General features: G+C 66.0%; 10 protein-coding genes. 6 read left to right on the forward strand and 4 right to left on the reverse strand.

Annotation, left to right across the window (positions count from 1 at the left end; genetic code table 11):
• Genes ABDW57_RS05745 through ABDW57_RS05770 form a run of 6 tightly spaced genes read left to right on the forward strand, consistent with a single transcriptional unit; the run spans nucleotide 1 to nucleotide 5,710 of the window.
• Entirely contained in the window at nucleotides 1–1,005 is a 1,005-nt protein-coding gene (locus ABDW57_RS05745) for a c-type cytochrome (protein ID WP_343729248.1), read from the forward strand.
• A complete protein-coding gene (gene ctaD, locus ABDW57_RS05750) occupies nucleotides 1,002–3,038 on the forward strand; it encodes a cytochrome c oxidase subunit I (RefSeq protein WP_343729249.1) in 2,037 nt (678 codons plus the stop codon). The genes ABDW57_RS05745 and ctaD overlap by 4 nt, the downstream gene beginning before the upstream one ends.
• Nucleotides 3,035–3,634, forward strand: coding sequence for a cytochrome c oxidase subunit 3 (locus tag ABDW57_RS05755; protein WP_343729250.1), 600 nt, complete (start codon nucleotides 3,035–3,037; stop codon nucleotides 3,632–3,634). The genes ctaD and ABDW57_RS05755 overlap by 4 nt, the downstream gene beginning before the upstream one ends.
• Nucleotides 3,631–4,515 carry a cytochrome c oxidase assembly protein gene (locus ABDW57_RS05760; RefSeq protein WP_343729251.1) on the forward strand — a complete coding sequence of 295 codons (885 nt, stop codon included), beginning with the start codon at nucleotides 3,631–3,633 and terminating at the stop codon, nucleotides 4,513–4,515. The genes ABDW57_RS05755 and ABDW57_RS05760 overlap by 4 nt, the downstream gene beginning before the upstream one ends.
• Nucleotides 4,512–4,874 (forward strand): c-type cytochrome, encoded by a 363-nt coding sequence (locus tag ABDW57_RS05765; protein WP_343729252.1) that lies wholly within the window; start codon nucleotides 4,512–4,514, stop codon nucleotides 4,872–4,874. Before ABDW57_RS05760 ends, ABDW57_RS05765 begins: the two co-directional genes overlap by 4 nt.
• Nucleotides 4,874–5,710, forward strand: coding sequence for a c-type cytochrome (locus ABDW57_RS05770; protein WP_343729253.1), 837 nt, complete (start codon nucleotides 4,874–4,876; stop codon nucleotides 5,708–5,710). The genes ABDW57_RS05765 and ABDW57_RS05770 overlap by 1 nt, the downstream gene beginning before the upstream one ends.
• Before the next feature lie 20 nt (nucleotides 5,711–5,730).
• Here the strand turns inward: ABDW57_RS05770 and ABDW57_RS05775 are convergent, their stop codons facing one another.
• From ABDW57_RS05775 to ABDW57_RS05790, 4 genes are all read right to left on the reverse strand, one after another.
• Nucleotides 5,731–6,975 carry a family 1 glycosylhydrolase gene (locus ABDW57_RS05775; RefSeq protein WP_343729254.1) on the reverse strand — a complete coding sequence of 415 codons (1,245 nt, stop codon included), beginning with the start codon at nucleotides 6,973–6,975 and terminating at the stop codon, nucleotides 5,731–5,733.
• Nucleotides 6,976–7,048: 73 nt separating this feature from the next.
• The gene (locus tag ABDW57_RS05780) at nucleotides 7,049–8,452 is read right to left on the reverse strand and encodes an efflux transporter outer membrane subunit (RefSeq protein WP_343729571.1); all 1,404 of its coding nucleotides are present in this window, start codon (nucleotides 8,450–8,452) and stop codon (nucleotides 7,049–7,051) included.
• A gap of 89 nt (nucleotides 8,453–8,541) precedes the next feature.
• On the reverse strand, nucleotides 8,542–11,619 hold the full coding sequence (locus ABDW57_RS05785) for a CusA/CzcA family heavy metal efflux RND transporter (protein ID WP_343729255.1): 3,078 nt from the start codon (nucleotides 11,617–11,619) through the stop codon (nucleotides 8,542–8,544).
• Nucleotides 11,612–12,733 carry an efflux RND transporter periplasmic adaptor subunit gene (locus ABDW57_RS05790; RefSeq protein WP_343729256.1) on the reverse strand — a complete coding sequence of 374 codons (1,122 nt, stop codon included), beginning with the start codon at nucleotides 12,731–12,733 and terminating at the stop codon, nucleotides 11,612–11,614. Before ABDW57_RS05790 ends, ABDW57_RS05785 begins: the two co-directional genes overlap by 8 nt.
• Nucleotides 12,734–12,798 lie beyond the last annotated feature (65 nt).

Here is a 12,798-nt window from a genome sequence, read left to right on the forward strand (position 1 = left end):
ATGAGCGGCGACAAGTCCGCCATCATTCCCGTTGCCCAGGACGTATTGCGTCCCGGCGGCGTGCAGGCTGAGCATATCCTGAATCTGTGGCATGGCACCCTGGCGCTGTGCACGCTGGTGTTTGTGCTGATGCTGGGCGCGGTGTTGCTGGCGCTGTGGCGTGCGCGCCGCCGCGCTGCGCCAGATGCCGCTGGTACGCCAGGCGCGCCGGACCTGGCGCCGCTGTCAATGGCGGAGGCAGGCCCGCGCCGCGCCGTGACCTGGGCGGCGGTGTTGTCGACCATCGGGCTGGCCGGCCTGCTGTGGGCTGATGTGCGGACCGGCAGCGCGCTGGCGCAATTGCCGGCCGAGGGCGCGCTGCGCATCGAGCTGACCGGCAAGCAGTGGTGGTGGCAGGCGGTCTACGATGATCCTCAGACCGGTATGCGCTTTACCACCGCGAACGAACTGCATTTGCCGGTCGGGCGCGCGGCCATCATCACCTTGCGCAGTGATGATGTGATTCATACGCTGTGGATACCTAACCTGCATGGCAAGAAGGATTTGATCCCGGGGCGCTTGACGGAGATGCGGTTGCGGGCAGATCAGGCGGGCTTGTATCGTGCGCAGTGCGCGGAGTTTTGTGGCGAGCAGCATACTTTGATGGCCTTGATGGTGGTGGTCGAGCCGCCGGCGCAGTATGCGGCATGGGCGGCGGCGCAGGCACGTCCTGCGGTGGCGGCGGAGGGTGCGGCGCAGCGCGGCCTGCAGGTATTCATGGACAGCCGCTGCGCCAGCTGCCACACGATCGCGGGCACGTCGGCGGCGGGACAGGGTGGTCCGGATCTGACGCATGTGGCGTCACGGCAGACGCTGGCGGCCGGCACGCTGCCCAATACGCGCGGCCACCTGGGCGGCTGGATCGTCGACGCGCCGTCGCTCAAGCCCGGCACCATCATGCCTGCCACGCCGCTGCCCGCCGACCAGTTGCACGCGCTGCTCACCTACATGGAGACGCTGCAATGACCCGCGCCGACGCGGCCGGGCCGCTTACCACCGCAACGCCCGCCGCCGCCGGCGCACCGCCGCCGGCCGCCTCAACGCAAGCTGCCGACGGTGTACCGCCGCCGGCCGCCCTAACGCACGCTGCCGGAGGCGTACCGCCGTGCGCCGCTGCAACGCACGCGAACGCCGCTTCGGCCGGCAGCTCGGTGGACGCCGCAGCGCTGGAGGCGACGTGGCGCGACCCGCCGGGATGGCGGGGCTGGATCTGCGCCGTCAACCACAAGACCATCAGCCGCCGCTTCATGGTGGCCTGCTTTGGCTTTTTCATCGCCGGCGGCATCCTGGCCCTGCTGATGCGCCTGCAGCTAGCGCAGCCGTCGCTCAAGCTGGTCGATGCCAGACTGTATAACCAGCTATTCACCATGCACGGCACCACCATGATGTTCCTGTTCGCCGTGCCCATCATGCAGGCCGTCGCTACCTACCTGGTACCGCTGATGATCGGCGCGCGCACTGTGGCATTCCCGCGCATGAACGCCTTCGCCTTCTGGACCTTCCTGTTCGGCGGCCTGATGCTGTACGCCGCCTTCCTCGCCGGCATCGGCCCGGATGCCGGCTGGTTCGCCTATGTGCCGCTGTCCAACCTGCATTATTCGCCGGAGAAAGGCGTCGACTACTGGGCGCAGATGATCACCTTCACTGAACTGTCCGGCCTGTTGGAAGCGATCGTCATCATCACCACCATCCTCAAGATGCGCGCACCCGGCATGAGCTTGCGGCGCATGCCGCTGTACGTCTGGAGCATGCTGGTGACCTCGGTGATGGTGCTGTTTGCGCTGCCGGCCGTCATGCTGGGCAGCACCGCGCTGATCACCGACCGCCTGGTCGGCACCCATTTCTATGCGCCGGCACAAGGAGGCGATGTGCTGCTGTGGCAGCACCTGTTCTGGTTCTTCGGCCACCCGGAGGTGTACCTGATCTTCATCCCGCCGCTGAGCTTTATTTCCAGCATCATCGCCACCTTCGCGCGGCGGCCGGTATTTGGCTACACGGCCATGGTGCTGTCGCTGGTGGCCACCGGTTTCCTGGCTTTCGGCCTGTGGGTGCATCACATGTTCGCCACCAATCTGCCGGAACTGGGCAAGACCTTCTTCACCGCCGCCAGCCTGATGATCGCCATTCCGACCGCCATACAAATTTTCTGCTGGATTGCCACGCTGTGGCGCGGACGGCTGGTCTTCAAGACGCCGTTGCTGTTCGTGCTGGCTTTCTTTGCGATTCTGCTGCTGGGCGGGCTGACCGGATTGATGCTGGCCTCGGTGCCGCTGGATCTGCAACTGCACGACACCTACTTCGTGGTGGCGCATTTGCACTACGTGCTGCTGGGTGGCGCGGTGTTTCCGCTGTTTGGCGCGTTTTTCTACTGGTTCCCCAAGTTCACTGGCCGGCTGCTCAGTGAGCGGCTGGGGCGCTGGCAGTTCTGGCTGTTCTTCATTGGCTTCAATGTCAGCTTCTTCCCCATGCATGTGCTGGGACTGCAGGGCATGCCGCGCCGCGTCTACACCTACGGCGCCGAGATGGGCTGGGCCAACCTGAATCTGACCGCCAGCGCCGGCGCGGTCATGATTGCAGTCAGCGTGCTGCTGTTCATTGTCAATGTATGGCGCAGCCGGCAGCCGGCGGGCGATGACCCTTGGCGTGCGGGCACGTTGGAATGGGGAACCTCCTCGCCGCCGCCCGCCGCCAACTTCCCGCTGCTGCCGGTGGTGCGCAGCCGCTTCCCGCTGTGGGAAAAAGACGGCGTGGCAGGCCATGTCTGCGGCTTGTCGAACACGCAGCGCGAGGTGCTGATTACGTCCGGCCCGGATGCGCACCCGGACCATCGGGCGCGGATGCCGGAACCGACCCCGTGGCCGTTCATTGCCGCGCTGGCGACCACGGCGCTGTTTATTGGCTCGATCTACACGCCGTGGGCGGTGGTGTGGGGCGCGGTGCCGGTGGCGATCGCCTGCACGGCGTGGTTCTGGCCGGGCCGGCAGGGGAGTAAATCATGAGTGAGCCGCATAATGTCGATGCCGCCGCCTTGCCGGATTACGCGTTCGGTTCGTCCAGTCCGATGTGGTGGGGCACGATCGGCATGATCGTGGTGGAGGGCATGCTGTTCGCGCTGACCATCATGAGCTATTTCTACCTGCGCAGCCAGGCGCCGGAATGGCCGATCCGCGCGCCGCCGCCGGATCTGCTGTGGGGGACGCTCAACACGGTGCTGATGCTGTTGAGCGGCCTGCCCAATGCCTGGACCAAGCGTTGCGCCGAGCGGTTCGATCATGAACGTGTGCGGCGCGGCTTGTGGCTTTGTGCCTTGACCGGCGTGCTGCTGATGGCCGTCCGCGTTGTTGAGTTTGCCACACTCAACGTGAAATGGGATGACAACGCTTACGGCTCGGTGGTCTGGATGCTGATGGGCCTGCACACCACGCACCTGATTACCGACACCTACAACACTGGCGTGCTGGCGGTGCTGTTTTCGGACCAACCGCTGGAGCGGAAGCGTTATGTGGATGTCAGCGAGAATGCGGGATATTGGTACTTTGTGCTGATCAGCTGGCTGGCGGTGTACGCCGTGGTGTTTTGGGGAGCGCGGCTATGATGCGCACGCGGTCGCTCTTATTTGCGTTGCTGCCAGCCGTTCCCGCTTCGGCACACGTGGCGGCAGCCGGCGGTGAGCCGGGATTGACCTGGGGCGCCGAGCGGTGGGTGCTGGTGTGTCTCGCGCTGTCGGTGGCGATGTATGTTGTTGGCGCAGTGCGACTGTACGCGCGCGCGCGAAACGGCCGGGCGCGGTTGCTGCGGCAGGCTGGCTGGTTTGGCGCCGGTTGGCTGGCGCTGGTGCTGGCGCTGGCGTCGCCGCTGGACGCGGCAGGAAGCGTCTCGTTTGCGGCGCACATGGTGCAGCATGAGTTATTGATGATCGTCGCCGCGCCGCTGCTAGTGCTGGGCCGGCCGTTGGGCGTGTGGCTCTGGGCTTGGCCGGCAGTGGCGCGACGCAGCGGCGGCGCGGTCACGCGACAGCCGGCGCTGCAGGCTGCATGGCGCTGGCTGACCCGCCCGCTGCACGCATGGGTAGTGCACTTTGCCGCGCTGTGGCTGTGGCATGCGCCGTATCTGTTTCAGGCTGCGCTCACCCATCCACCACTGCACGCCCTGCAGCACGCCAGCTTCCTGTTTCCGGCGCTGTTGTTCTGGTGGGCGGTGCTGGACGGCGTGGCGCGCGGCCCGGCCATCGCCTATCTGTTCACGACCATGCTGCACACCGGCGCGCTGGGGGCGCTGTTTGCCGTGTCCGGGCGCATCTGGTATCCGGCGTATGGCGGCGGCGCGACGCAGTTTGGCTTGTCCGCACTGGAAGATCAGCAGCTCGGCGGACTCATCATGTGGGTGCCGGGCGGACTGGCATACCTGATCGTTGCGCTGGCGCTATGCGCGCGCTGGCTGGCGGCGGAAAAGAACGGCGCCGGGGAGGCGGCATGAAACGCCTGCTGATGCTGTGTGTGTGCCTCATGCTGGCCGCGTGCGAGCAGGATCGCGCCGCAGTGCCGCCGGCAGAACGCAGCGGTAATCGCTATGTCGGCAAGCAGTTGCTGGAGCGTTATGGTTGCGCAGCCTGTCATCGCATCCAGGGCATGCCGCTGCACGACACGCAGGCAGGCCCTTCGCTTGAACGTATCGCGCACGCCAGCTATGTGGCCGGCGTGCTGCCCAACACGCAGCGCAATCTGGAGCGCTGGATTATGCAGCCATCGCCCGGCAGCGCCATGCCGAATCTGGGTGTCAACGAGGCTGAAGCGCGCGATATGGCGGCTTATCTCTACAGTCAGGAGACGAAGTAATGCGGGTACTGCGCACTGTGCTGATCACCTTGGGCGTGGCGGCGCTGGCCGGCGCGCTGGGCGCCGCTGTGTTTGTAGGGCAGGGATGGTACAACGTTGGCGCTGTGACGCAGCATTGGCAGCCCGTGTTCACCTTGCTGGAGACCGGCCTGCGCTACTCGGTGCGCCATCATGCGCGCGAGATTCTGGTGCCTGAACGGACCTCCGCCATGGTGCAGCAGGGCGTGAAGGTCTACGCGCAGCATTGCGTGCAGTGCCACGGCGCGCCCGGTGTGGCGCCGAAGCTGGCCAGCCTGGCGTTGCAGCCGTCGCCAGGGCCGCTGGTGCACATGACGCAACGCTGGCAGCCGAATGAGTTATATTGGATCATCAGCAACGGCATCAAGATGACCGGCATGCAGGCCTGGCGCTTCCATCTGAGCGAGCGCGAAATCTGGAGCGTGGTGGCGTTGATTGAACGGCTGCCGCGGATGACGCCAGCAGAAGGACAAGCGCGGTTTGCCAGTCCGCCGGAGCCGATGGGCGAAGTTCAGGCGGAGATCGCGCGGCCGGATGGGGATCGCGGACGAGTCGCGCTGGCGCAATATGCCTGCCAGTCCTGTCATATTTTGCCTGGCGTGCCAGGGCCGAGGGTGGATGTCGGGCCTTCGCTGAAGGAATTCAGCCGCCAGCGTTATGTGGCGGGCCGCCTGCCGAACACGGAAGACAATCTGGTGCGCTGGATACGCGACCCCCAGCAGGTCAAACCGGGCAGCGCCATGCCATCGCTGCAAGTCACCGAACGCGATGCGCGGGATATGGCGCGCTGGCTGCTGCGCGACACTGCCAGGCAATAAGCCGCGCGGGCCGCCGCAGCTTACTTGTTGCCCGGCTTGGGGTGGTAATCATCCGGGCACAGCACCGGCACTTGCAGGCAGACGCTTTTGGTCGGCAGTACCGCCGACCATTTCTGGATCAGGTCGCGGTACGCCGTGCCCACCGGCCGGATCTTGCGGTCCAGGTCGTACAGGCCGAGGTGATTGACCACGCCGCGGTCCTCGCGCAGGGCGCAATCCCAATCGACCTGGTCGGTGAGGGAGTACCAGGTGAAACCGACGATGGGCACGCCGCTGTTGCGCACGCATAGCACGTTGGCCCATTCCTTGCGCAGCCAGCGCACCGCTTCATCGCCGTTAGCGCCCTGGCATAAGTTGGTTTCGGTGTGCATCACCGGCAGGCCATAGCGGCTGCAGTATTGTTCGGTGATGGTGGCGTAGCCGAAGACCTCGCCCGAAGCCCAGGTGTTGCCATCGCTGGACACGTAGTGCTCGTTGGTCTGGTAATAATCGTTGCCCATGATGCAGTGCTGCTTGAGGTTGTTGTGCATGAAGAAGCTGTACTCCTCGCGCGTCATGCCGTTTTCCATCAGGTACTCGTACATCACCGAATCGACGCGGCGGCCGTAGTTCAGGTCGAGCGACAGGAAGCGGCGCGAGTTCATGGTTTCCGCCGGTTCGATAGCGTCCGGATTCTCGGCGTGGAAATATTCGCTGGACTCGCTTTGCACGAACAGGGCTTCCGGCTGCACCTCCAGGATGGCCTGCATGGCCAGCACATTGGCCTGGACCAGATGCTTCAGCGCGGTGACGAAAGCGCGGTCGTCGCTCAACTGCTCGTTCCACCAGCCATACAGGGCGGAGAAGCGGGCGCAGATCGACATTTCATTGACCGGCGTGTACAGTTGCAGCCACGGGTAGCGCTGGGCGAAGGCGCGCGCGTAATCGGCAAACAGGGCAGGGAAGTCCGGGTTCTGAAAGTTGCCGAGCCAGTCGGGCAGGCCGAAGTGGCACAGGTCAATGATGGCCACCATGTTCCGGCGTCGGAGCTCGTTCAGGGTTTCATCGGCAAACGACCAGTCATAACGGCCCGGTCCCAGCCAAGTGGTGTGCAGCGGCGGCCCGTAGCGCAGCGCGGCGACCCCCAGCTCCTGCACCAGATCGAAATCGGTTTTCCAGTAACGATAATGGCCGCACTTTTCCATCTCATCCATGCGTGTGCGGCCGTGATTAATGGTGGGAATGCTGTTCTCGATACCGGTGGCAAAAATAAAACGACGAAACATGGCAGCTCCTCTCCGTGTATCAATGTCATGCTAGCGGAGTTGGCCACGCCGTGGCGTCCGTTAAGGATGTCAGTTATTTCCCTGCGTCCGTCTGCCAACCGCCGCCGAGGGCCTGGAACAGGGCGACGGTGTCGGCGTAGCGGCTGGCTTTGGCCTGGATCAGGTTGATGGTGGCCTGTTGCCAGGCCTGGCCAGCTTGCAGCACCGGTGGATAAGCGCTCAGGCCAAGCTGCCATTGGCGTTCGGCCATGCGCAAGCTGCTGCGCTCGGCTTGCTCGGCGTGCGCCGCGGCTTGCAGGGCGCGGGCGTCGGCGTCGATCGCGTGCAGGGTGTCGGCCACGTTCTGGAACGCTGTCAGCACGGCGGCGCGGTATTGTGCGGCCGCTTGATCGTAAGCTGCTTCCGCCGCGCGCTGCTGGTGCAGCAGTGCGCCGCCACGGAACAATGGTTGTACCAGGTCGGTGCCGATGCTCCAGAAGCCGGCGCCGGATTTGAACAGGGTGCCAGCATCCAGCGCGGAACTGCCCATGCTTGCGGTCAGCGCGATGTTGGGCAGGCGCGCCGCCCTGGCGATGCCGATCTGCGCCGATGCCGCCTGCAACTGCGCCGCCGCGGCGCGGATGTCCGGCCGCTGCTCAACCAGTCTGGCCGGCACGCTGAGCGGCAGCTCGGCCGCCAGCACCAGCTTGCTGAAGTCGAGATGCCGGTCGATGTATTCGCTCGGATAATGTCCCGCCAGCACGGCCAGCAGGTCGTGCTGTTGCGCCAGTTGCTTCTGCAATGGCGGCAGCTGCGCTTCGACCTGGGCCAGCGCGGCTTCCTGCGCCGCCACATCCGCCGCGCCCACCTGTCCCGCCTGCTTCTGCTTACGAACCGCGTCCAGTTGCCGGCCTGACTGCGCCACCAGTTGCTGCATGGCGGTGAGCTGGGCATGCAGCGCGGCTTCTTCGATGGCGGCGCTGACCACGTTGGCGGCCAGGGTCAGGCGTGCGGCCTCGCGCTGGTAGCGCGCCACGTCCGTCTGGGCGTCAGCTGCTTCCACCTGCCTCCGCGTGCCGCCGAACACGTCCGGCGTGTAGCCGATGTTGAGTTGCGCGGTATGCAGGCTGTATAAGTTGGCGCCCGAAGCCGTCGGGCTGGACAGCGTATCGGCCACGCGCTGGCGGCTCGGCTGCAGGTGCAGGTCGGCGCTGGGGAGGTAGGCGCCGCGTTGGGCCGCTGCGGTTTCGCGCGCGGCGCGCAGGGCGGCATCCGTCGCTTGCAGTTCCGGATTGGCCTGCAGTGCCGCATCCACCAGTTGATTCAGTTCTTCCGAGCCGAACACGGTCCACCATTGGGCCGGCACTTCCTTGCCGGCGGCCAGGCGCTGGTCGGCGGGGCCGGCCAGTGGTTCGGCGGTGTAGCTGGCGACGGCGGGGGCGGCCGGGCGCGTGAAGTCGGGACCGGCCGCGCAGCCGCTCAGCAGCAGCGCCACCATCAGCTTCAGCAGCACGGTGGCCAAGGTCGCCGCCGGCGCGCCAGCCAGCGGCGCGGCCAACGCGCTCATGCGGATGGTCAGGACTTTGATCATGCTGGTTCTCCTTGGCCGTAGCGTTGTTCGATCAGGTAATACAGCGCTGGCAGCAGCACCAGCGTCAGCACGGTGGCCGTCACCAGACCGCCGACCACCACGGTGGCCAGCGGACGCTGGACGTCGCTGCCCAAGCCGTGCGCCAGCGCTGCCGGCACCAGGCCCAGCGCGGCAACGGTGGCGGTGGTCAGCACCGGCCGCACGCGCTCGCGAGCGCCCTTGATGACAGCGCTGCGCAGATCGCCGGGCAGTTGCTGGCGCCAGTGGTTCAGGCTGGCCAGCATCACCACCGCGTTCAGCACCGACACGCCAAACAGCGCAATGAAGCCGACCGCCGACGAGACGTTGAGCGTCATGCCGCGCAAGTGCAGCGCCACCAGCCCGCCCAGCAGCGACAGCGGCACCGCCAGCAGGATCAGGCCCGGCTGGCGCAGGTTGCCGAATGCCGCGAACAGCAGCACAAACATCAGCGCCAGCACGGCCGGTACGATGACTGCCAGGCGGGCTTGCGCGCGCTGCTGATTCTCAAACTGGCCGCCCCAGCTGATCTGGTAGCGCGCGTGATCGTACGGAATCTCGCGGGCAATGCGGCCCTGCGCCTCGGCCAGGAAGGACGACAGATCACGTCCGCGCAGATTGGTGCGCACTGTCAGGTGACGCCGGTTCATCTCGCGCGTGATGGTGGTTTCGCCCTCGGCCAGGCGGATGTGCGCCACCTGCGCCAGCGCCACGTGGGCGCCGTTGGCGGCGTTCAGCACCAGGTCGCCGATGGCCTGCGGATCGTTGCGGGTGGGGCCGCTGAAGCGTGCCGCCACGTCGTAGCTGCGGTCGTCCACGTAGACCTGCGCCACCGGGCTGCCGCCGATGCCGGTCTGGATCAGCGCCATCACGTCGGCCACGTTGATGCCGAGGCGGGCCGCGGCGGCGCGGTCGACGTCGATGCGCACCTGCGGCAGTGGCGGTTCCTGGTCGATGATCACGTCCTGCGCGCCCGGCACCGTGCGCAGCAGGCGCTCGACCGCGCTGGCCAGCTTGCGGGTGGCGTGAAAGTCGTCGCCGTAGACCTTGACCACCAGGTCACTGTGGGCACCGGCCAGCTTGTCCAGCACGCCGTCGATCATCGGCTGCGAAAAGCCCACCTCGGTGCGCGGCAGTTGCTTGTAGCGCGCTGCCAGCTTGTCAATCAAATCTTGCTTGCTCATGCCGGATGGCCAGGCGCTGTAGGGTTGCAAGGTCACCGCGCATTCGATGTGCGAGGGCGTGAATGGGTCGGTGCCTTCGTCGTTGCGGCCCAGTTGCGTGACCACGTGGGCCACTTGCGGCTCCTGCAGGGTGGCGGCGCGCAGGGCGTCGGCCATCTGCGTCGCCTTGGTCAGCGAGATGCCGGGCGGCAGCGTGACTTGCAGCCAGATCGAGCCTTCATCCAGCGTCGGCAGGAAGTCGCGGCCGACCGCGCCGCCCACCAGCACCACCGCCGCCAGCGTGGCGCCGGCGATGGCCAGCACCAGCTTCGACTTGCCCACCAGCCGTTGCAGCAGTGCCTCGTAGCGCGGCATCAGCCATTCCAGCACGGGATTGTGGAAGATCTTGCGTGGCTTGCGGAAGGCCCAGAAGGCCAGGCCAGGAATCAGCATCATGGTCATCAGCAGCGCACCCAGCAAGGCGAAACCGACCGCAAACGCCATCGGCGAGAACAGCTTGTATTCGATGCGCTGGAAGGCAAACAGCGGCAGGTAGGCGATCATGATGACCAGCATGCCGAAGCAGGTCGGCTTCATCACCTGCAGCGCGGCATGCACGGCGTCGCCGCCGGACATCAGCCCATCGGGTTGTTCCTCGCGCTTGCGCAGGATGGCTTCCAGCACGAAGATGGCGCCGTCGACGATGATGCCGAAGTCGATCGCGCCCAGCGACAGCAGGTTGGCCGGGATCTTGAAGTGCTGCATCAGGATGAAGGCGGTCATCAGCGATACCGGAATGGTGGCCGCCGCGATCAGCGCCGCGCGCGGGCTGCCCAGGAACAGCACCAGCACCAGCGTCACCAGCACCACGCCTTCCACCAGCGTCTTGCCGACCGTGTGCACGGTGGCGTCCACCAGCGTGCTGCGGTCCATATAGGGCACCACCTTGACGTCCTTGGGCAGCAGGTGCTCGTTGAGGTCCTGCACCGCCGCGTGCACGCCGTCGATCACGCGCGAGGGGTTTTCATGCTTGAGCAGCAGCACTACGCCGGACACGGTATCGGACAGCTGGTCCTTGCCCAGCACGCCGTGGCGTTCCTGCTGGCCCAGTGTCACGTTGCCCAGGTCCTTGACCAGCACCGGGACGCCATTCTTCTGCGCCACCACCACGTTGCCGAGATCGTCCAGACTGCGGATCAGGCCGACACCGCGCACCACCAGTCCCTGCTCACCGCGCGTCAGCACGCTGCCGCCGGCGTTGGCGTTATTGGCCGCGATGGCCTGCGTGATTTGCGCCAGCGACAGGTTGTACTTGGACAGCTTGGCCGGATCGAACTCCAGCAGGAATTGCGTGGTCAGGCCGCCGAAGTTGCTGACATCGACCACCCCAGCCGCCTGTTTCAGGCGCGGAATCACGGTCCAGCGCTGCAGCTCGGACAGCGAACGCAGGTCGCGGCTTTTCGATTCCAGCGTGTAGCGGTAGATCTCGCCAATGGGCGAAGTCAGCGCATCGAGCGAGGGCTGGGCGCCGTACGGCAGCGTCACGCCGGCAATGCGCTCCTGCAGGCGCTGGCGCGACCAGTAATCTTCCGCGCCATCCTCGAACACCACGGTAATCAGCGACAGGCCGAAGGTGGATTTGGAGCGCATCACATGCATGCCGGGCGTGCCCATGATCTCGCGTTCCAGCGGAATGGTGATCTGCTGCTCGACCTCCTCGGCGGCCAGGCCGTTGACCTGGGTGACCACCTGCGAGGTGACATCGGCGATATCGGGATAGGCTTCCAGCGGCAGCTGGGTCCAGCAGTAGCCGCCGTACAGCGCGACCAGCGCAAACACCAGCGAGACGATGCCGCGCCGGTTGAAGCACAGGGTGACCAGACGTTCAATCATTGAGCAGCACTCCATCCTTGGCCACGATACGTTCGCCGGCTTTGAGGCCGGCCAGGACTTCCACCTGTTCGCCGATTTGCGCGCCCAGTTGCACGTCACGCGGCGCAAACTGCCACGGCTTGACTTCGACAAAGGTGCGGCTGGTGAAGCCGCTCTGGATCACGGCGCTCATCGGCACCAGCAGGCCCTGGTGCGGACGCGCCAGCAGGGTGGCTTCGGCAAACATGCCTGGTTTCAGGCGGCCGTCGCGGTTGTCGAAGGGCAGGCGGAGCTTGATGGTGCGGGTGTCGGGGTCCAGCATTTCGCCGATATAGCGCACCTGGCCAGTGAGCGGCTGCGGCCAGGCGTCGAGCTTGACACGGGCCTGCTGGCCGACATAGAGCTGAGGCAGGTCTTTTTCCTGCGCGCTGGCGCTGATGAAGACCTGGGACAAGTCGGCCACTGTCATGACCGGCGCGCTGGCGTCGTTCCACCAGGCGCCGGTGGCGGCCGACAGCTCGACCACGCGGCCGGCGATCGGTGAGCGCACCACGATGCGGCCGCTCCCCGTGCCGGCGCGCGCGCCCAGCTGGGCCAGACGGGCGGCGGCGCGGGCCGCTTCGGCGGCGGCATTGTCGTAGTCGCCCTGGGCCTGCTCGACGTCGCGTTTGGCGGCGATATCGGACTGCGCCAGTTCATGCTGGCGTTGCAGGTTGCTCTGGGCCAGGACCAGCGCAGACTGTGCCTTGGCTTGGTCGGCCCCGGCCTGGGCCATGTCCGGCGCGTCCATGGTGAACAGCACCTCGCCGGCCTTGACCTGATCGCCCAGCTGCTTGTTGAGGCTGATGATGCGGCCAGCCAGCGGCGGCGTCACCTTGACCAGGCGGCCGGGATCGGCCTCCACCAGCGCCGGCAGCGTGAATGGTGCGGCAATGCTTTGCGGGTCGATAGCGCTTACCGTCAACGAACGCCTGAGCGGAGATTGCTCCGGTATGCGCAGCAGATCGCCTTCGTGCAGCAGCGCCGGCGTGTCCGCAGCCGCCGGTGCTTCCCTGGCGTGGCTGCCGTACAGGCGCAGCGCGGCCGCGATCAGCAGGCCGGACAGGATCAATTTGAATAGCGTGGCTCGTTTCATGGTGGTTCTCCGCAAAGTGCCGCCATGGTAGGGAAATTTGCTGCATTGCATCCTGAATTCTTCTT

The sequence above is a fragment of the Duganella sp. genome (assembly GCF_039595735.1).
Taxonomy (GTDB): domain Bacteria; phylum Pseudomonadota; class Gammaproteobacteria; order Burkholderiales; family Burkholderiaceae_D; genus Rugamonas.